Genomic DNA, 19,650 nt, shown 5'->3' with positions numbered 1-19,650 from the left:
GTTCGACCGGACTCGGCGCGGCGACTTCCCGGTTGCACTCGGTCCCCGCAAAATCGCCGGAAACGGCCTCCTGGCGGGTCTGGCGAGGCTGTAGCGGGCGGCCTACGCGGCCTGCGGGCCCCGGGTGCAACCGCTCACCCCCGATTTTCCGCTTGCCCGGTACAACGTGCGCAGCATGGTTGGCTCGTCAATGTCGCCTGCGGGATCGGCCGCAGCGATTCGATGGAGTCCTCGCCGTGTAGATCCCCCATCTACCAGCGATTCACACGCTTCTGTTACCGAAAGGAAGGCTTGCCATGTCTCGCATCATCTCTTCGCTCTTCGTCGCTTTCTCGTTCGCCGCCGCCGCCGGTTACTCCGTGTCGACGCCCGTCGCCGAAGCTCACGGCTGCGAAACCGGCTGTGGAGGAGGTTGGGGAGGGCTGGGAATCGACCTCGACCTTGACCTCGACATCGATGTCGGCCTCGACATCGACCTCGGGACCTGCTTCGACATCGACGTCGGTCTCGGAGCTGACTGCGCCATCGTCGCGGACGTCGACGCGGAGCTGTACTGCAACCCGCTCAGCGTCGAAGCCGCGTGCATCGCCGAGCTCGGGCTCGACTGCGGCCTCGACGCGTTCCTCGGCTGTGTGGCGGACATGACCGCCCACTGCGAGGCGGAGATCGAGGCCGGCGGCGCGCTGTTCTGCGACGGCGTGTTCCTCGGCGCCGACGCCTGCCTCGGCGGCCTCGGCGGCCTGCTCGGCATCGACATCGACCTCGACATCGACGCGTGCTTCGATGTCGACCTCGGGGTGGACGTCGACCTCGACGTCGACATCTGCCTCGACGTCGGCCTCGGCGTGGACGTCGACTGCGATGTGGCGCTGGGCGTCGAATGCCTGGCGAAGTGCGACCCGGTCGCGGTCGAGGCGGCCTGCCTCGTCGAGCTCGGCGACGACTGCAGCCTGCACGAGATGGCGGCCTGCCAGGCCGGCCTGATTGCGCATTGCGAGGCCGCGTGCAACCTCGGCGGCGCGCTGTTCTGCGACGGCGACATCTACGCCGGCTTCTTCTTCTGCGGCTGATCGCGGAGGGAGCGGGTCACGTGGCCGCCCCCGCGCGGCCATGGGCCCGACGACTTCGACGAGAGCGGCGAGCCCGCGACACCTGGACCCCCTCGCGAGCTCGCCGCGTCTCGTCACCTTTTCTTAATGCAAAATTCTCGGGCGCGAGCGCATCGTCGCAGATGTCCTCCGGGACATGCGATGATTGCCTCGCGCCTTTGGTGATGCCCGAAGGGACATGTCGAGGAGCATCACGCGTCGATCGGCAGCATGCGTCGGAGGCGGGCGAGGCCGCGGAGGACCTCGTCGCGGTGGCGGGCGAGGATCAGCCAGCGCGGGAGGCGGGCGATCCTGTACCGGTCGGGCAGGAAGAGGCGCAGGCGCTCGCGCAGCGGGCTGCGCACGTAGTCCTCGAGCTCCTGCAGGTGCTCGGCGCCGGTGGCCCACAGCACGTGGCCGCAGCAGTCGGTCCGCAGCCAGAAGCGGAGGCCGATCGGCTCCTCGCGGATCGCCCCGCACGCGGGGCAGTGCAGCCGGCGTCGGCGCGACGGCGGAGAGTCGTCGCTGTAAAGGGTGACGAGACGAGCGCAGCCGTGGCAGCGAGGACAGACGACGAGGACGGACTCGCGCGTGCCGGGCCTCAGGGGCTGCGGCTCACGGTCGTGGAGCTGGCGAAAGCGCAGCGGCGGTCCAGGGCGGCGGCGCTTCGGCATGCGCGGAGCGTCGCACGAACGGCGGGGCGAGGGCGAGCGGGGACGAACGGCCGCGGCCCGGCTTTGCGGTGACGGCGAACCACGCGCGGGGGAGGCCGCGGTCGATCCGGTTGGGGCGGATCGGCATGACCATGCGGACAGGTGAGCCGACGCGACGAGCCCGCGACGCAAGGGCCTGCCTCGCGAGTCCGCCGCGTCTCGTCCCTTCTTCGGGTCGGAGCGAGTCGCCGTCGAAGATGTCCTGGGAGACAGCCACGGGCGGCAGCGCCGGCCCGCTCTCTTCTGAACAAGATGTCCGAGGGACGTCTCGCAGCGCTCGCGGGGAAGCCCATGCCCGGGGCCTCCGCGAGTCGCCGCGTCCGTACGCGAGGAGCAGGCGGCCAGGCCCCATCGTCCCCGGCGATCGCTCCCGGAGGGCCGCCGCTTCGGGCGGTTTTGCCGGCCAACTGTGCGGCCGAATGGGGTAACCTGCGCCCGTGCTCTATTCGCTCGCCGGGCTCGTGGGAGGGATCGTCGCGCTCGCATGCCTCGTCGGCTACGTCCCGCCGTACTCGTGGGTGGCCGACGCTCAGCTGTCGCTGACGGGCACGAACTTCGTGGCGGTCTCGTACATGGTGACCTTCCTGGTCACGTCGGCGCCGTTCGTCCTGCTCGTCCGCGTGTTCCACGGCCGCCTCGATCCGGATGGGACGCTCGAGCGAAAGGTGTTCAAGTGGGACGCCTTCCTCGACACGTGGCCGGGGAAGTCGATCTTGATCGGCGCCACGGTCGCGATCGCGGGCGGCTATCTCGGGTACCGCGACGCGACGCGGGGCCCGCTCACGGACGCCGACGTCGGCGCCCTCGAGCGCGGCGAGGACCCGCGCGGCACGTACGTCACGCTGACGAACGCGGGTGCCGTCGACGCGGGCAGGATCGACTTCCGCGAGAACAGCTCGACGAGCACGTACGTGCCGATCGTGTCGCGCGCGGACCGGAGCACGGCGGCTGTGTTCGCGCGCTATCGAGACGGCATCGACCGCGGCTCGCCGCTCACGGGGACGCTCGATCGCAACGATCTGCCGGGCGAGATCCGCTCCGCGTACGAAGGCGCGGGGGTGATCGCCTCGCCGCACTGGGTGCTCGACGTCGGGGCCGACCCGGCAGAGCGCGCCAGGTTCTCGGTGTGGATGGTCGCGTTCGGTCTGGTCGTCGTCGCGGTCGGCATCCCGGGGGCCGTCGCTGCGAGCCGCCGGCGCTGACCGGCGCGGCGCGGCCGGCTCGAGTGCCTTGCGCGCGGCGCTAGACCAGCGTGGCGATCAGGGCGCAGGCGAGGTAGGCCATGCTGATGTAGCCGTTGAGGTCGAAGAAGGCCTTGTCGATGCGGCTGAGATCGCCGGGGCGGACGATCGCGTGCTCGTAGACGAGGATCGCGGCGATCAGGGCCACGCCGACGGCATGGGCGGCGCCGAGGCCCTCGCGCACGTGCACGGCCAGCAGGGCGGCCACGGTGCCGACGTGGAGGAGGGCGCTGAAGACCAGCGCGCCGACGGTGCCGAAGCGGACGGGGATCGAGTGCAGCCGCTGCTCGCGGTCGAAGGCCTCGTCCTGCAGGCTGTAGAGGATGTCGAAGCCGGCCACCCAGGTGGCGACGGCGAGCATCAGCCACAGCGGAGTGGCGGGCGCGGCGAGGTCGCCGGTGACGGCCACCCACGCGCCGCCGGGCGCGAGCGCCAGAGCGACGCCGAGCACGAGGTGGGCCGACCACGAGAATCGCTTGAAAAGGCTGTAGGCGAGGACGACGCACAGGCAGGCGGGGGCCAGCAACAAGGGGACAGGTCCCAAGAGCCAGGCGAAGCCGAGGAAGGCCAGCGCCGAGAGGACGGTGAGCAGCACCGCGGCGCGCAGCGAGACCAGGCCGGCCGGCAGCTCGCGCATGGCGGTGCGCGGGTTGGCGGCGTCGATCCGGCGATCGACGATCCGGTTGAAACCCATCGCGGCAGTGCGCGCGGCGGTGAAGGCGAGGACGATCAGCGCCAGGCGCCCGAGGTCGAGGCCCGGCCCGCCGTGCGCCAGGGCGTGGCGGTGGGCGAGGGCGACGGCGGCCAGCGCGAACGGCAAGCCGAAGATCGTGTGGCTGAAGCGGACGAGGCCGCCGAGACGACGCACGGCGAGCCACGGAGCCTGGGCTGCGGTCACGCGCGGAGTGTAGCAGCGCCCGGCGCGTGAAGGCCGCGGCAGACGGTCGCGGGAGCCGCCCGGGGCGTGCGGAAGGGCAATTGCGAGCCGCCGGCGCGCGGGCGGCCGCACGCGGCGGGCCGGCAGCTTCGGCGTGCGGATCGGGCGCGGCGGGGCCCCGCGGTGCGCGCGGGCTGTCGCGAGATGGGATGTCCCGAGGGACAGGTGGACCGTGGACGCGGGCGGGACGCGGCGACGGTGCTCGAGGCATCCGGGCTCGCAAACTGGCGGATCGGATGCCCCGAAGAGAGAGGCGGCACGTCGGCCGGGGGCGAGAGAGGCGGAAGCCTGAGAGACATGCGTCGGGCGGCCGCGGTCGTGAGATGTCCCGAGCCGCACGGGGCTCGTCGATCGGCGAGCGGATGTCCCGAGAGACAGACAGCGTGTCGGCCGGGGCCGAGAGAGCGGAGGCCGCGAGAGGCATGCGGTCGGCGGCCGCGGTGGAGAGATGCCCAGAGCCGCATGGGACTCGGCGAGCGGCGAGCGGATGACCCGAGAGACAGGCAGCAGGTCGGCCGGGGGCGAGAGTTCGGAGGCCGCGGAAGATATGCGCCGGGCGGTGTGAGATGTCCGGAGGGACAGGCCATGCGAATGGCCTGAGAGACATGTTGTCAGGCGTGTCGAGGCGCGGTCCGGGCCGTCGCACCTGGTACATGTTTTAAAAGACATGCCACGCAGTTCATCGGGAGGCGCCTGCGAAGCGGATTCGGCGGTCATCCTGGCGCGATCGAGCGCGAGCGCGAACGAGGAGCCCGGGCGAAACGACGATCTGGGGCTGTTTGCCGGCGCTTTGCCGGCGCTTTGGCGTGTGCTACACCGCGGTCGCAATGACTTTTCATGGTCTGAATTTTAGGGTCGTCGCGGCGCTGTGCTGCGGGGTGTTGGCGTGCTCCACGTCGAAGGGCGGGTCGTCGGAGACGACGCCGCAGGAGACGGAGGGGGCGACCGAGGGCGAGCCGACCGACACGGGCGACGAGCCGACGGCGGGAGACACCGACGGCGAGCCGCCGGCGGCCTGCGAGGAGAGCGATCCGGCGGTGTCGGCGGAGTTCGAGGTGGAGATCGACGGCGCGGCCTCGTACCACGAGATCGATCTGCCGTGCACGGTCGACGAGGTGGTGACCGAGGCGGGCAAGGCGATCACCCGGCTGACCTGCGACGAGGGCGGCACGTCGCGGGCCGTGGTGTTGAGCCTGCCGGCCGCGCCCGAAGGCGACGTGGCGTGGGCGGCCGGCGACAGCGTGCAGCTGGCGTCCCGCTCGGAGGACCTCGACGTGACGTCGGAGAAGGAGCTCGAGCTGCGCGGAGCCGACGACGCGCTGCTGGTCGCCGGGTTCTGGCCGATCCCCACGGTGAACGCCAAGGTGATCGCGCCGATCACCATCGGCCTGACGATGGCCTGCGGGCCCGAGGAGCTGCAGGGGACGCCCAGGTCGTTCCAGCTCGACTTCACGCTCGCGGAGCAGTCGCTGACCCTGTTCTCCGGCCACCGCGGCGAGCTCGTCATCGACGCGGCCGAGAGCTTCGCGATCGACGTCGACACCGCGATCTACAACGACTGCTGCCACTGGACCGAGAGCTTCTCGATGCTGATCCGGCGGGTCAAGACGGCCTAGTGCAGTCAGCAAGAAGTTCTCCAGGGGGTCGCTAGACCCCCTCTGCGAGGGTCCAGCCGAAGTTACCGAGGAGCATCTCGAGTAGCTCGTCGCGGGCAGCGCGGAAGGGGGTTGGTTCCCAGCGCCGATATGAAATGCCATCTCCAGCTGCCACAAGTCGGCGGCGAAACGGCGCAGCGCGCGTGCAGGACGGAATCGTCAGCGGGGCCGGACTCGAGGGTGATGAGTGGGCCGCGATGCCGGACGCCGGCTGAAGCGAGCCCAGCAGGCGATCCCGACGTCGACCCGCTCGCGAATCTCTTCTCCGGCGAAGGGATTCCGGGCGCCAGCGAGCCGACCCCGGAGCCAAGCAACGTCGACGAGATCGGCCGCGCCGCCGGCTTCGACGAGGAGGATGACGACCGCTTGAGCGGCGACGGGCTGCGTACGCCCGCCGGTGGGGGTTGGATCCGCGGTTGAGTGGCAGGCCCGGGGACAAGCAGCGCTGAGCACGTCCAGCCCGGGTCCGTCGAGAGGAAGCACCAACATGACGCTCGCGCTGTGGTCGTGCCTGCTCGATTCGTCGAGCCCGAGCGGCCTCCCCGGGCCGATAATTTTGCGGGTGAACGGGGACGGTTTGCGGAGGTTGTCGGGGTAGATTTGCAGTGCAACGCAGATGAAGAGCCTCTCCTGGTGCCACGTACCTCGGGGGCGACTTGGACCGATGGCCGTCGATGCGAGCCGAGCGTCCGGTGGCGGGAACGCTCGCGCGTTCGCGCTTGACTCGCTCCCACGACCGGCCCGAGACTGAGGCTGCGCATGCCACCGACGGGCTCCCCTGAGGAGTCGCTCTGCCGGCTCTTCCAACAGTTGTACACCGCAGGCGCGCTGCGACGGTTCATTGCGCTGCGTTTCTCCAGGTTGGCGAACGAACTGCCCGACGGCGACGCCTCGCTCTCCACGCTTGCATTCGCGGCGACGTTCTCGCTGAAGCAGCACGTGGGAATCGACGCGACGCTCTTTGCTCACATCCTGCATGACCGACCCGGCCGATACGCCGATATCGCCGCCTGTGCGCGACAGTTCGGTGTCGAGTTGCCGCCGCCCGTCCCCGCGCTCGAAACTCGTGTCCGGCGAGGCATCTGGGTGGCGTCACTGGCCGTCGGCCTCGCCCTCGTGCTGCTACGGGGCCCGATCGTGCAGGCGCTCGGCGGGGCCGACGCGTCATCGGCTGTCAGCATGCTCCTGGTATGCCTCGACGATGGCGGCGCGCGCGACAACGCCGAGCGCTTCGAGGTTTCCATCGCGGACCCGGGTGGCGAGCGGTTTCCTTTGGCACCGGAGTGCACGGCATTGGCGCCCAAAGGCAACTTGACACACCTGGTGTTCGACGAACTGCGCAGCGACCATAGGCTGGGTCTTTTCCTCAATGACCCCGAACTCCCGCCGACCAGGTCGATAGAGGTGTTGGGGGCCGCGCCGATCGTCTATTGTCACGACTTGGCGCCTGGCGCGGACGCCTGCGCGAGCCCACGGCCGTCAGCCGGCTGCGACCCAGCCCCAGGGCACTCGGAACTGTTCGTATGTATTATTTCGTTCATGTACTGCTGCATTTGATCGCCGCCACGCCTGCGATCCCTCCGAGCGAGGAACCGACGCTGGTGAGTGTCGAGGTGCGATTTATGGGCGACCGGAGCACCGATGGGGCGCGTATGGCGAGCTTCGACGAGAAGCGGTACGCCAAATGGTGTCGCACTGGCGAAAGCGATCCCGCGGCTCAATTGACCGCGGGGATCGCGGAGGGGCTTGAAGCGGAATTGATGGTCTTTCGGTTTCTGTCTCACCCGATGGAGCAACCGGCGGCCAAACTAGTGCTCAGTGTCGAGTATTACTCAACTCTCGTCCCCGCGTATATTCATGCCAGCCTGGACGACGGCGTTCAGGAAAGGTCGCTCGGTGCGCCGATCACGATCGAGCCTGGTCACTACAAGAAAATCTGCGGCCCCGAGTCGGCCTTCATCACGTATACAGTGATGCACGCGCAGGTACTGCTACGGGAACTGCTGCTCCGCATCCCGCTGGCGCGGGTCGTCGTGCTCTCGGCAAAATGCTGGGACATGCCCGCCGACGGCGTGTGCAAGCGGCCTTACCTCGACACAGCAGTCGGCTTCTGGCGCGAACGCGAGGAGAAGATCCGTCGGCGGTTCGAGCGGACCCCGCCGCTGCTTCGGGTTGAGTGGTCGGCGGAGATGCGGGGCACGTCGTACATCGATTTCGTTAACTGCATCGAGCCCGGCTCGCTGCCGGTCTTTCGCGGGCCGGTCGCGGGGCACACCCGGAGTAGCGACGCCCCCGCGGGTGCTTCGCCTGTTCCGAGCAAGCGGGTGTGCGCGAGCAGCTGGGAGGTCCTTATCAAGTCGCAAGAACTAGAGACGCCGTCGGGTGAGGGTACACTGTATCTGCTGCGTTTCGAGTGACGAGGATCGATATCATGAATATGTTCAGTTGTGTCCGAGGAGGCATGAACGCCCTCTGTGCGCTGTCGCTGATAGCGTGCTCGACTGACGAGCCCGCGATACCCTCGACAGGGGCGGCATCCGAACCGGTCGACGCCCCGCCGGCTGAGTGTTCCGACGCATGGCTTGTCGCCCAGGAAGCACTGGCGAGCCCAGATGCGGTTGCTCTGGGCGTGCGACGGTGCGGGGAGCCCACCGAGGAGGGCCAAGTGCGGTTAGTAGAGCGTTTACGAGCCGTCGGTACACACACTCTCGCTGACTGGGTGCTCGCGGCGCTGTATGACTCGAGCGATCCTGGAGGGGTGAGCGGTCTGTCGGCCGAGCGCAGGGCACTACGGGCCGACATCGTGTACGCCCACGCCGGCGCCGTGAAGAGTCGAGATCCGAGGCGAAGCGTCGATATCTTACGGACATATCTCAGGGGCGAGCGGTACGAACGCTCGCATGTAGGGTTGCTGCTCGAGATCCTCGTCCAAAGGCACGAGACGAAGGAGGCGGTGCGTGAGTGCGAGTACTGGGCAAAATCGGAGCACGGCCTCGACTGTGTCCTCCTGCTGCATGACCTCATGGACTCGCAGTCGCTTGCTGACCTTGGCCGGTCCTGGGACGCTCTCGTAGTCGCGGCGCTGGCCCGTGCGCCGTACATTGGCCGTAAAGAGTTCGAGGCCCTCGTCATGACTCGGCCGAGCCTATGGGACGGGCTGTCGAGGTTCTGGGAGTGCAACAGGCTCGACAGATGCCTGCCCTGGAGGTGCCCGTGGAAGACCAGCATCTACCGCCAAGGCGGCGTCGAGGCGAGGTCGGGCAATCAGCTGTATTACGCGCTGGCGCGTACGAGCGGGGTGTCGAGCGAAGTTCGCGAGTGCGCCGCGAAGACGGCTGCCTCCTGGTGTATCACCCAGCTCGAGGCGTTGGGAGAGTGCGCGGCGCCAGAGGCGGTGCTGTTGTATTTTCGCGAGCATGTCCTCGACCCGGAGGGAGGGACGCGGGGCGCCTCGTGGAGGCGGGAGACGGTAAAGGAAATCTCGGACGTCGTCAGCGACCTCCGGCGTCTGAAGAACTCGTATTACCTCATGCCGCATGGCGGCCCATCCTGGCGCAGCGAGCGCACGCCGGAGGCGTTATTCATGATTCATTATAGCCTGGCCGCGGCGTTCTCGGCAGCTCCGGAGTTGCAGAAGCCCGGATCGCCATATCTGGTGGAGCGGTTTCAGACCTGTCGGATGCGGCTGTTCCATAAGATGCTCCACGGCACCGAGATGGCGTGTGGCGACCACCCTGGCGCGACCGGGAGGATCGTCTGCACCGGCAAGCAGCAGGAGTTGCGGTTCTTCGGCACCACCATCAGCATCGCGCGTCGGTGTCGGGTCGTCGACCACGAGCCGTGACCGCCGAGTTTGCGGTGGGGACGTGATTCCCCCCAGATCGGCGTGCCGGGGGCAACCCGCGGACGGAGGTCATGACCCACGTGGCGCGTGATGCGGGGTCTCGATCCCACCACGCTGGCGATTCATGGCGTGCGCCCCTCGCTTCGAGGAGTCGAGTCCCGGCGTGGCCATGCCGAACGCCGGCTCTCCGGTCATCTCGACCTCGGCGAACACGCAGGTGATCGAGGGGTCCCAGCCCGGGGAAGTCGATGCCGGCGCGCTTGCGGACGAGGCTGCGACCGCCGTCGCAGCCTGCTTCCGAGGACATGCCCCAAGCGACATGTCTGATAGGACATTCCCTTGGGGCCAGGCTATTTGCCGAGCTTGGCCTTGAGCTTGGTGAGGCGCTCGTCGGCGTCGCGCGAGCCGAGCTCCTTGGCCTTGTCGTAGGCGCGGCGGGCGTCGGCGTAGCGCAGCAGCTTGAAATAGGCGTCGCCGAGCTTGAGGTGGTAGAGGGCGGTCTTGGGGGCGGCGGCGATCGCCTTCTCGGCGTAGTCGGCGGCGCGCTGGTGGGCGCCCTTGTCGAACTCGAGGTCCGACAGGCCGATCAGCGCCACCGCGTTGCGGTTGTCGGCGGCGAGGGCCTGGTGGAAGAGCGTCTCGGCGCGCTTGCGGTCGCCGCTGGCGAGGGCCGCGCGGGCCTCCTGGGCCAGATTGGTCGAGTGCTTGGCGTCGCGCTTGCTGCTCGGCGCGGGCTTGCCGGGGGTCGCCGGCGCGGGCTCGGGCTCGGGCTGGGCGGCGGCGGGCGGCGGCTGGCCGGGCTCGGCGACGCCGACTTCCGGCCTGGGCTCGCCCGGGCGGCGGCCTTTCGGCCGCGCTTGCGTCGACTGGACCAGCTTCTCGGCCGACGCGGCGATCACCAGCGACGTGCTGTCCTCCTCGTCGACGAGGTCGAGCAGCGCCTGGTCGCGCTTGGCGGTGTCCTGCTCGGCGAGGGCCACCAGCACGCCGGTGTTGCGCAGCTCGGCGGGGGTGAAGCCGCCGCTCAGGGCCCGCTCCTCGAGGTCGGAGACGAAGCCGGGGGTCACGCCGGAGCGCTCGCGGGCGCGGACGTCGCCCGGGTCGAACAGCACCGCCTGGATGTAGTAGTCGCGGGCGAACGGCTTGCCGCCGTCCATGTCCCAGTACTGGTCGCCGAGGCGGACCAGCGTCTGCGCGAACTCCTCGCGCAGCTCGGTGGCCTTGGTGCGGGCCATGTGGCGGGCCGCGCCGCGCAGCTCCTCGAGGTCGCGGATCTTCAGCAGCGCGGTGAGGTCGGGCTGGTCCTCCGGCGGGTAGACCCAGTGGGCGCGCGCGCCGGCGGCTCGCGCCTCGTTGACCAGGTTGTCGACGACGAGCTGCTCCTCGGGCGCGGGCAACCGGCGCAGGTTCCACAGCGCCAGGCCGAGCAGCAGCGCGAGCATCGTGCTGGCGCCGGCGATCGCCGGCCACAACCATCGCCGACGCTGCCGGACCACCCCGGGCTGCGGCATGTCCTTGCGCAGCCGCTCGTAGCGGTCGGGGTCGACGTCGGGCAGCGGCAGGTCGTCGTACGCGGTGTGCAGGCCGGCGGCGATCTGGGCCTCGCACAGCGCGGCCTCGACGTCCCGCATGTCGCGGTAGCGGCTCGTCGGCTCCTTCTCGAGGCAGCGCAAGATCACCGCCTCGAGCGCCGGGTGCACCGAGCCCGGCGGACACAGCTCCGACGGCGGCGTCGGCGACTGCGTCAATTGATTCTCGAGGATCTCCTCGATCGTCGGCGCGACGAACGGCGGCTTGCCGACCAGCAGCTCGTACGCCGTGCAACCGAACGAGTACATGTCGAGGCGGCCGTCGAAGGGCTGGCCCAGCACCTGCTCGGGCGCCATGTAGTGCGGCGTGCCGGCGGCCCCGGCGTCGGTCTCGGCGTGGACCGTGGCGATGCCGAAGTCGACGACCTTGACCCAATCGGCCTTGCCGTTGTGAGTGACCAGGATGATGTTGTCGGGCTTGACGTCGCGGTGGATGATCCCGACCTCGTGCGCCGCCGCCAGGCCCTTGCACACCTGGCGCAGGATCCCGATCATCCGCGCCTGGTCCATGGGACACTTGTCGAGCTCGCTGTCGAGGCCGTGGCCGTTCAGCAGCTCCATCGCGAACATGAGGCGGCCGTCGGGCAGCTCGCCGAAGTCGAAGATCTCGACGATGTTGGGCGAGCCGATCCGGCTGGCGGCGCGCGCCTCGTCGCGGAAGTGGGCCGCCTGCTGCGGGTCCTCGCTGGCCTCGTGGCGGAGGATCTTGAGGGCCACGCGGCGCTCGATGTCCTCGTGCTCGGCCTCGTAGACGACGCCCATGCCGCCCTCGCCGAGCCAGCGGATCAGGCGGTAGCGGGTGCCCGGCACGCGACGGCCGGGGAGCAGTCGGACTTGCTTGCCCTCGGCGTTGATCTGCGAGCTGCTGCTGCGGGTGGAGATCCGGCCGCTGACTGCGACGGGGCGGCCGGTCTTGCCGGCGAGCGGGCGCAGCATCGCGGGGCGTGGCTCGTCGAGCGGGCTCGGCTCTCTGCGCGTGATGGCGTCGGGACGGCCGGGCGTCGCCGCTTCGGGCGGGCTCGGCTCCTTGCGCGTGATGGCCTCGGGGCGACCGGGGCCCGACTCGAGGCCGCCGGGCTCCTTGCGGGTGACGGCGCGGTCGTCCTGGCGGACCGGCGGTGGTTCGGGCCCGAGGTGGTCCTTGCGAGTCCTGGCGCGGTCGTCGACGCGACTCGGCGGCGCCGGCTCGTCGAACGAGATCGTCCAGGAGTCGCCGGCCGCGGGGGCACCAGCGGGTCCGCGCGGCGGGGCGGGCACGAGCGGGGCCGGGATCAGGTCTCGGGGCGGCGCGGGCATCCGGGCGGGCGCCTCGAGTGTGGGCGGGCATGGGGGGGCGCGACAAGGGGCGAGTACCGTGATGCGCGTTTCCGCTCGGTGCGGGCGCGCCCGGGGAGGCCCTGGGCCGGGGGCGTTGATGCTAGGGTAGAGGGGTGCGGGTCCCGCTGTGCGTGCTTCTGGGGTGGCTGCTGGCGATGCCGCCCGCCGGGGTGGTGTGGGCCGCGCCGGCCGGGGGCGCGGCGACACAGGCCACTTCGGTTCAGATCGCCGTGGCGCCGCTGCAGGTCGCGGGGCAGGTCGACGAGGCGACGCGCACCGGCTGGGTCGCGGGCCTGCGACGCGGGCTCGGGCGCGGCAACTTCACGCTGCTCGAGCAGGAGGTGGCCGACCGCGCGGGCGAGCCCGGCTGCGAGCGCCAGGCGTGCCTCGACGCGCTGCGACAGGCGGGCGCGACCCATGTGGTGCGCACCGGCATCACGATGAAGAGCCGCGACTTCTTGCTCGAGCTGGAGCTGGTCGACGCGGCCTCCGGCGCGGTGATCTTCAAGTCGCAGGAGAAGTGCGAGATCTGCGGCGTCGGCGAGGTCGCCGACTTGCTCGACTCGCAGGGCGCGCTGCTGCAGACGCGGCTGGCGGCGCTCGGGCAGGGGCCGCCGGTGCTGGTGCTCGACACTCGACCGAGCGGCGCGCTGGTCTACGTCGACGGCGAGGTCGTCGGCACCACGCCGCTCGAGCGGCCGCTGCTCGCGGGGGCGCGGAAGATCCGCGTGACGATGAACGGCTACGTCGCCGAGGAGCGCGAGCAGACGTTCGTCGCCGGCGCTCGCGAAGACGTGGTGATCGAGCTGCAGCGCACGCCGGGCAACCCGCGGAGCCGGGCGCTCGGCGGGGCGGCGCTCGGCGGCGGGGTGGCGCTGCTCGGGGCCGGAGTGGCTCTGCTCGCGCTCGACGACATGCCGTTCAAGAAGCGCTGCAGCGGCACCGAGGTCGACGCCGACGGCGACTGTCGCTGGCTCTACAACACCGGCTGGGGTGGAGCGGCGCTGGCGGTGTCGGGGGCGGTGCTGCTGACGCTGGGGATCGTCGCGCTGGTGCGGAATCGCGCGCCGAGGCCGTCCCGGAGCGCGGTGGTCCTGCCGACCGGGCTGGGAGTGATGGCGCGGTTTTGAGCGCGGGGCGCGGCTTATTTGCTGCTGCTCGCGGCGACCTCGGCGGCGTCCTGGCAGGTCAGTACGCAGGTCGCGCGGTTGGTCGAGTTGAGGCTCTTGTCGGCGAAGCAGGAGTTGATGCAGCCGGTGAAGCTGGCGGTCGCGGCCTTGAAGGTCTCCTTGGACGGGCCGTTGGGCATGCCCTCGAGGGTGGCCTCGGCGGCGGCGTCGCAGGTGAGCTTGCAGGTCTCGCGGTTGGTGGCCTTCTTCTCGTTGAGACAGTCGGAGTAACAGCCGCTGTAGGTGCGGATGACGCCGGCGACGTCGGTGGGAGAGCCAGTGGCAGGAGGCGGGCTGACGACGGGCGGGGTCGCGGTGTCGGAGCCGGTCGCCGGCTTCGCGGGCTTGGGCGGCGTGTCTTTGGTGCGCTCGACCGCCGGGACCGCCGGGGTCGGGCCTGGTTTACGCTGCTCGGCGGAGTCGTCGCAGCCGGCGACGAGGATCGCGCCACCCAGCAGGAGCCCGCGAGGAATGTGCTTCACGGCCCACCGGGCCGGGACGCGGGGCAGGGTCTGACAGATCTGGGTCCTCGTGGTCATGCACCAAGCATACACATCGTGGGGAAATTGCCCAGAAACGTTGACATTCGCCGGCGCGGGCTGGATCCTGCGAATACAAGGCCTGCTTGGACCTGACGCCCGACAGCGACGAGCCTTCGCCGGAAGTGACGTGGGCAGTGCGGCTGCAGGCGTCGCGGCTGGTGGTGCGCGAGCCCAACCGGCGCGAGGTGCCCTATCCGCTCGACGGCAAGCCGTTCCGGCTCGGTCGCGCCGACGACAATCGCATCGTCGTCAAGGCCGAGTTCGTGGCGGCGCACCAGCTGAAGTTCGAGCCGACCGGCGTCGCCGACGGCTATCGCGTCCGTGATCTCGGCGGGCCGTGCAGCCTGATGTTCAACGGGCACCAGGTGCCCGAGCACGAGCTGCGCCACGGCGACGTGCTGCGCGTCGGCGACCCGTACACCGGCAGCTTCGTCACGATCACGTACCAGCGGCTGGCGCGGACGATGGCGCCGCCGGACGAGCAGGTGCCGCGCTGTCGCCTCGACCAGCCGGAGGTGACGATCGGGCGCGAGGGCTGCGAGCTGACGCTGGCGAGCCTTCTGGTGTCGCGGCGGCACGCGACGGTGCGGGCGGTGGCGGACGGCCACGAGGTGCGCGACCTCGGCAGCGCCAACGGCACCTTCGTCAACGGCGAGCGGGTCCAGCTCAGCCGCAAGCTGGCGCGCGGCGACATCATCCAGGTGGGGCCGTTCAAGCTGGTCTACGACGGGCGCTCGCTCGATTCGTACGACCACCGCGGGGCGATCGAGCTCAAGGCGCGGCGGCTGGTGCGGGTGGTCGGGGGCGGCAAGGTGATCCTCGACCGCGTGTCGCTGGTGATCCAGCCGCGCGAGTTCGTGGCGATCGTCGGCGGCTCGGGGGCGGGCAAGTCGACCCTGCTCGGCGCGCTGTCGGGCTTCAGCCGCGCGACCGACGGCGACGTGCTCGTCAACGGCGACGACTACTACGCCAACTTCGCCGCCTACCGCGGCGAGATCGGCTACGTCCCGCAGAGCGACATCCTCCACCAGACGCTCACGGTCGACGAGGCGCTGCGCTTCACGGCCCAGCTGCGCCTGCCCGAAGATACAGGTGACGCCGAGATCGCGGCGCGGGTCGAGCGGGTGCTGGCCGACGTCGACATCGAGGACCGCCGCACCACTCGCATCAGCCAGCTGTCGGGCGGCCAGCGCAAGCGGGTCTCGATCGCCGCCGAGCTGCTGGCCGACCCGAGCCTGTTCTTCCTCGACGAGCCGACCTCGGGGCTCGACCCGGGGCTCGAGAAGCGGCTGATGTACACCTTGCGCCGCCTGGCCGACGGCGGGCGCACGATCGTGATGGTCACCCACGCGACGGCCAACATCCATCAATGCGACCACATCGCGTTCATGGCCGACGCGCGGCTGGTGTGGTTCGGGCCGCCGGCCGAGGCGCTGCAGCACTTCGGGGTCCGCAGCGGCGACTTCGCCGACATCTACACCAAGGTCGACGGCGACGCCCACGAGTCGCATCCGCTGGTGCTCGGCGAGCTGCGCAGCGAGTACGCCCGCTGGCGCGAGGCCCACGAGCGCGGCGAGCCGTCGCTGGCCGAGCTGTGGGAGCTGCGGTTCCGCCGCTCCGACGCCCGCACGCGCTACATCGTCGAGCGCCTGGCCGGCGAGACGCGCGGGCCGGCGGTCAAGTCGAACAAGGCGCAGACCTCGCAGAGCCGGCCGTCGATGTCGATGGCGGCGATGAAGCTCGGCGGGACCACCCCGGAGGACCGGCCGGAGGCCGCGCGGGTGTCGGCGTGGCGGCAGTGGCTGATCCTGATGCGACGCAACCTCCGGCTGCTGGCGGTCGACCGGCGCAACCTCTCGACCTTGCTGCTGCAGGCGCCGATCATCGGCGCGATCCTGGTGCTGGTCGCCCGCCCGGCCGCGCTGCAGGACCTCCAGAGCTCGCACGGGCGGCTGGTGCTGTTCCTCGTCGCGCTGGTGGCGGTGTGGTGCGGGATCTTGTGCTCGGCGCGCGAGCTGACCAAGGAGCGGGCGATCTACCGCCGCGAGCGGCTGGCGAACCTGCGGATCGGGCCGTACCTGCTGGCGAAGTTCGTGGTGCTGGCGGCGGTGTGTCTGGTGCAGTCGATCGTGCTGCTGACGGTGCTGGCGCTGAAGGTCGACTTCTCGGCGGCGGTGACGACCTTCACCGCGGACGGGCCGGTGGCGGTGGTGCGCGGCGTCGCGGGGCTGGGGTTCTTCGGCGGCCTGTTGGTCACGACCTTCTTGAGCTCGTTGTCGGGGCTCGGCATGGGCCTCCTGCTGTCGAGCACCTCGTCGACGTCGGACCGGGCGATGAGCGTGGTGCCGCTGGTGCTGGTGCCGCAGCTGCTGCTGGCGCTCGCGCTGGTGTCGCTGCCGGCCGGGCTCGCGCCGCTGTCGTACGTCACCAGCGCGCGCTGGGCGATGGAGGCGTTCGGGTCGCTCACCCACCTGCAGCCGCCGCGGGACTTCGCCGCGTGCACGATCCCCGGCAATCCGCTCAGCTGCCCCGTGTACCCGACCGTCTCCTACGACCCCTCGACCGCGCACGTGGTCGGGGTCTGGGGCGTGCTGCTGGCGTACACGGCGCTGTGCGTCGGGATCGCGGCGGTGGTGCTGGCGCGGCGCGACCGCGAGCGCTGACGCCGGGTCATTGCGCGGACCCGCGCTTTTCATCATAGATGTCCTGAGGGACATATCGACATACTGCCGTCCGTCCGCCGCGGGCGGCCCGCCCGGCCCATAATTTCGCGGCAGAGCCCGCTCGACGGCCCGCGGGACCGGGCTCATGGTTCCCAGCACCCGTCGCATTGGGCGCGCGGGGGCCACGTCATGCGCGTGGGGACGAACATTCGATAGTGAGAGGAGACAGGTGTCATGATGATCTTCAACGCATTGTTCAGCGCGTGGGCCGCTCTGGCCGCGCCGGAGCAGCCGGTCGAGGAGCTCGCGGACGAGGTGACAGCGGCGGACGACGTCTCGGTCGACGACGTCGAATTTACCGACGAGGTCGACCCCAGCGAGAACGATCTCTGGGAGTGCTACGACGACGACGACTATCACGCGCGCGGCTATTGCCTGGCGCTTTGCGAGCGCGGCCATCGCTATCGCCGTGTGACCGACCGGATCCGCATCCGCGGCAACCGCGACTTCTGCGAGCGACGCGCCCGCAGGCACTGTCGCGGCCGCGGCGGCCTCGAGGACGTGTGCTTCGGCGAGCGCGATTGAGGCGACCGATGCGGCGAGCGTGACCGAGACGACCAGCGTCGCGCTCGCGCGGCAGGTCCGGCGGAGGCTCGCCTCCGTCGGGCCTGCGTCTATTCGCGAATGAGCATGGTCGCCCGGCGATTCACGCGGCCGCCGGCGGGTTGGCGTCGACCGCCATCAAAGTGCCGACCAGCATCTGCGCCAGCAGGTCGCGCAGCTCCTCGCGCGGGAGGTCGCGCCGCGCCAGCCAGTCGAGGCTCGAGCCCTCGACGAAGCCGACCCACCCGCGCAGGGCCAGGCGCACGCGCGGGGTCAGGTCGGCCAGGCCGAGGCGGGCGGCGAGGCGGGCGACGAAGCGCGCGCGGGTGTCCTCGACGATCGCCGCGACCTCGGCGTCGTGGCCGACGCCGCTGCGCATCAGCGCGACGTAGGCGCTGGCGTGCTCCTCGGCGAACAGCAGGTACTGGTCGAGCGCGGCCAGCAGCGCCTCGGGGTCGGGGCCGTCGCCGGCGGGGTCGGTGCGGGCCAGCAGCGACTCGGCGGCGCTGCGCACGGTCGCGGCGTAGAAGTCGCGCTTGCTCGAGAAGTAGTGATAGAGCAGGCCCTTGGAGATGCCGGCCGCGGTGGCGATATCGTCGATCGAGAGCTCGTCGTAGCTGCGCTCGCTGAACAGGCGCAGGCCCAGCTCGACCAGCTGGGCCCGACGTTCGTCGACTTGCAGGCGCGCGCGTTCGCGCGCCTCATCCGGTTCGCTGCGACGGGGCGCCTTGGCCACGGGCCACCGTACCCGAAGTCGCGGCCGACGCGGACAAGAAGTCGTGATCCGTGCTGCATTGTTTCACGACGGTCACAGCGGGCTCCGCGCTGACCCCGAACATCGCCACGGTCAGGACGATCATGATCCCCGCGAACACGTGGAGCCCCATGAAGACCCCGATGCCGGCGTGCATCGCCGCCACCGCGGCGACCCACCACCGGCGGGTGCGGGCCGGCCAGATGAGCACCGCGTAGCCGATCTCGACCACCAGCACCAGCCAGCCCGACGCGACGGCCAGCCACGGGACGTGGGCCAGCCAGGTGAAGTCGAGCAGCTCGTAGCCCTGCGCCACGAGCGAGCGCCAGATCGCCTCGCCGTCGTGCCACTGGTGGCCCATCGCCTTCTCCGTGCCGGACAGCAAGTAGGCGATGCAGAGGTGGATCTGCATCACCCGGATCGCCAGGCGCGTGCCCGCGGTCGGGACGTCGCTGGCGCGGCCGGCCCGCCGATCGAGCGACAGGAAGGCGCCGCCGGGGGCGACCGTCGAATAGAACAGGAAGATGTTGGCGAAGTGGTCGGCGCCGTAATTGGTGTGCGGGGCCAGGTGCATGAACCCGAGGTGCAGCAGCCAGGCGGCGCCGGTGCACAGGCGGGTGCGCCAGCCGAGCAGCATGCCGACCAGGCCGGCGACGTAGACGGCGCCGAGGGCGGCGAGCAGCTGCGTCTCGAACGGCGACGCCAGCAGCTCGCCGAGCGACGGCAGGTGCTGCGACCCGAACGCGTCCTTGAGCGGGCCGCGGAGCAGACCGCGGTGGTGATAGAGCGCGCGGAACAGCGGCGCGATCTGCAGCGCCTGGGCCAGCAGCACCGCGGCCAGGCCGATCCGCAGGGCCACCAGCGGAGCCGGACGCGCCGGGGCGAAGAAGAAGCGATCGATCGCGCGGAGGGCGGCGATCAGACGGGCTTTCATGATGCACCTCCGGCGTCGGGGCGAGCCGGGCGGACGACGCGAGCGCGGTAGACCGAGCGCCAGCGGGTCGCCTTGCCGCGGGCCGCGTCGACCAGCGAGGGCACGCGGCGGAAGCCCATGTCGATCGTGACGCTGCGGGCCTGCGGGTGGCGCCAGAACAGGGTCGCGGCCCACGAGGCGGCCAGCTGCGCGCGCAGCTCGTCGTCGGCGCGGCGGTGGTGGAACAATTCGATGAGGTCCTCGACGCGGATGTCGGCCTCGCGGGTGAGGTGCGGCGCGAGGGTGTCGGCGATCGCGTGGCCGGCGTCGTCGACGATCGTCAGGGTGATCGTCGGCGGGTCGCCGACCGAGGGCGCGTAGAAGCCGTAGCCGGAGTCGGCCCCGGTCAGCGCGCTGTAATACGTAAAGAGGGGCCCGAGCGGTCCGAGCGCCTCGACCTCCCACAAGCAGATGCCGAGCCCGCCGAATACGACGAGCACGAGGTGAAGCGCAGCGGCCGAGAGCAGCGAGATGCGACGTCGGAGGGTCATGGGCGACTCCGGGGGCGGCGGCCGGCCGCGCGGCGACGCGAAGGTCGCGGGCCCGCGGCCGGCCGTCGGGC

17 protein-coding genes are annotated in these 19,650 nt (G+C 70.6%); 10 read left to right on the top strand and 7 right to left on the bottom strand.

The features are described 5' to 3' along the window. Positions 1-296 precede the first annotated feature (296 nt). Entirely contained in the window at positions 297-1,070 is a 774-nt protein-coding gene (locus O0S08_RS40295; protein ID WP_269034809.1) for a hypothetical protein, read from the top strand. A gap of 230 nt (positions 1,071-1,300) precedes the next feature. Here O0S08_RS40295 and O0S08_RS40290 read toward each other — a convergent pair whose 3' ends face one another. Next, complete coding sequence (locus O0S08_RS40290; protein WP_269034808.1) at positions 1,301-1,762, bottom strand: hypothetical protein; 462 nt, start codon at positions 1,760-1,762, stop codon at positions 1,301-1,303. 476 nt (positions 1,763-2,238) lie between these two features. Here O0S08_RS40290 and O0S08_RS40285 point away from each other — a divergent pair, with 476 nt between their 5' ends. Beyond that, positions 2,239-3,003: a hypothetical protein gene (locus O0S08_RS40285; protein WP_269034807.1), complete on the top strand. Its 765-nt coding sequence runs from the start codon at positions 2,239-2,241 to the stop codon at positions 3,001-3,003. Positions 3,004-3,043: 40 nt separating this feature from the next. Here O0S08_RS40285 and O0S08_RS40280 read toward each other — a convergent pair whose 3' ends face one another. Continuing rightward, positions 3,044-3,940 (bottom strand): UbiA-like polyprenyltransferase, encoded by an 897-nt coding sequence (locus tag O0S08_RS40280; RefSeq protein ID WP_269034806.1) that lies wholly within the window; start codon positions 3,938-3,940, stop codon positions 3,044-3,046. An 866-nt stretch (positions 3,941-4,806) separates the two neighbouring features. Between O0S08_RS40280 and O0S08_RS40275 the strand changes: the two genes are divergently transcribed. The 5 genes from O0S08_RS40275 to O0S08_RS40255 all read left to right on the top strand — a co-directional run bounded on the left by O0S08_RS40275 (position 4,807) and on the right by O0S08_RS40255 (position 9,478). After that, positions 4,807-5,595, top strand: a complete 789-nt coding sequence (locus O0S08_RS40275; RefSeq protein ID WP_269034805.1) for a hypothetical protein — start codon at positions 4,807-4,809, stop codon at positions 5,593-5,595. A gap of 222 nt (positions 5,596-5,817) precedes the next feature. Beyond that, positions 5,818-6,054: a hypothetical protein gene (locus O0S08_RS40270; protein WP_269034804.1), complete on the top strand. Its 237-nt coding sequence runs from the start codon at positions 5,818-5,820 to the stop codon at positions 6,052-6,054. Positions 6,055-6,393: 339 nt separating this feature from the next. Beyond that, positions 6,394-7,191 (top strand): hypothetical protein, encoded by a 798-nt coding sequence (locus tag O0S08_RS40265; protein WP_269034803.1) that lies wholly within the window; start codon positions 6,394-6,396, stop codon positions 7,189-7,191. Next, positions 7,158-8,051: a hypothetical protein gene (locus O0S08_RS40260; RefSeq protein WP_269034802.1), complete on the top strand. Its 894-nt coding sequence runs from the start codon at positions 7,158-7,160 to the stop codon at positions 8,049-8,051. The genes O0S08_RS40265 and O0S08_RS40260 overlap by 34 nt, the downstream gene beginning before the upstream one ends. A 14-nt stretch (positions 8,052-8,065) precedes the next feature. Beyond that, positions 8,066-9,478, top strand: a complete 1,413-nt coding sequence (locus tag O0S08_RS40255; protein ID WP_269034801.1) for a hypothetical protein — start codon at positions 8,066-8,068, stop codon at positions 9,476-9,478. 350 nt (positions 9,479-9,828) lie between these two features. On the opposite strand, the gene O0S08_RS40250 is transcribed toward O0S08_RS40255, so the two are convergent. Beyond that, positions 9,829-12,363: a protein kinase domain-containing protein gene (locus tag O0S08_RS40250; RefSeq protein WP_269034800.1), complete on the bottom strand. Its 2,535-nt coding sequence runs from the start codon at positions 12,361-12,363 to the stop codon at positions 9,829-9,831. Positions 12,364-12,497: 134 nt separating this feature from the next. Here O0S08_RS40250 and O0S08_RS40245 point away from each other — a divergent pair, with 134 nt between their 5' ends. Continuing rightward, positions 12,498-13,514: a PEGA domain-containing protein gene (locus O0S08_RS40245; RefSeq protein ID WP_269034799.1), complete on the top strand. Its 1,017-nt coding sequence runs from the start codon at positions 12,498-12,500 to the stop codon at positions 13,512-13,514. Positions 13,515-13,528: 14 nt separating this feature from the next. Here O0S08_RS40245 and O0S08_RS40240 read toward each other — a convergent pair whose 3' ends face one another. Further along, positions 13,529-14,092, bottom strand: coding sequence for a hypothetical protein (locus O0S08_RS40240; protein ID WP_269034798.1), 564 nt, complete (start codon positions 14,090-14,092; stop codon positions 13,529-13,531). An 86-nt stretch (positions 14,093-14,178) separates the two neighbouring features. Between O0S08_RS40240 and O0S08_RS40235 the strand changes: the two genes are divergently transcribed. Both O0S08_RS40235 and O0S08_RS40230 read left to right on the top strand, forming a co-directional pair. Beyond that, positions 14,179-16,758 carry an ATP-binding cassette domain-containing protein gene (locus O0S08_RS40235; protein ID WP_269034797.1) on the top strand — a complete coding sequence of 860 codons (2,580 nt, stop codon included), beginning with the start codon at positions 14,179-14,181 and terminating at the stop codon, positions 16,756-16,758. A gap of 234 nt (positions 16,759-16,992) precedes the next feature. After that, a complete protein-coding gene (locus O0S08_RS40230) occupies positions 16,993-17,343 on the top strand; it encodes a hypothetical protein (protein WP_269034796.1) in 351 nt (116 codons plus the stop codon). Positions 17,344-17,464: 121 nt separating this feature from the next. Here O0S08_RS40230 and O0S08_RS40225 read toward each other — a convergent pair whose 3' ends face one another. From O0S08_RS40225 to O0S08_RS40215, 3 genes are read right to left on the bottom strand one after another with little or no spacing between them, the layout of a single operon-like run. Next, entirely contained in the window at positions 17,465-18,097 is a 633-nt protein-coding gene (locus O0S08_RS40225; RefSeq protein WP_269034795.1) for a TetR/AcrR family transcriptional regulator, read from the bottom strand. After that, the gene (locus O0S08_RS40220) at positions 18,063-19,049 is read right to left on the bottom strand and encodes an HTTM domain-containing protein (protein WP_269034794.1); all 987 of its coding nucleotides are present in this window, start codon (positions 19,047-19,049) and stop codon (positions 18,063-18,065) included. Before O0S08_RS40220 ends, O0S08_RS40225 begins: the two co-directional genes overlap by 35 nt. Beyond that, positions 19,046-19,579, bottom strand: coding sequence for a hypothetical protein (locus O0S08_RS40215; protein WP_269034793.1), 534 nt, complete (start codon positions 19,577-19,579; stop codon positions 19,046-19,048). Before O0S08_RS40215 ends, O0S08_RS40220 begins: the two co-directional genes overlap by 4 nt. Between the last annotated feature and the right edge of the window lie 71 nt (positions 19,580-19,650).

The sequence above is a fragment of the Nannocystis punicea genome, assembly GCF_026965555.1.
Lineage (GTDB): Bacteria > Myxococcota_A > Polyangia > Nannocystales > Nannocystaceae > Nannocystis > Nannocystis punicea.
This window is presented reverse-complemented; position numbering and strand designations above follow the sequence as displayed.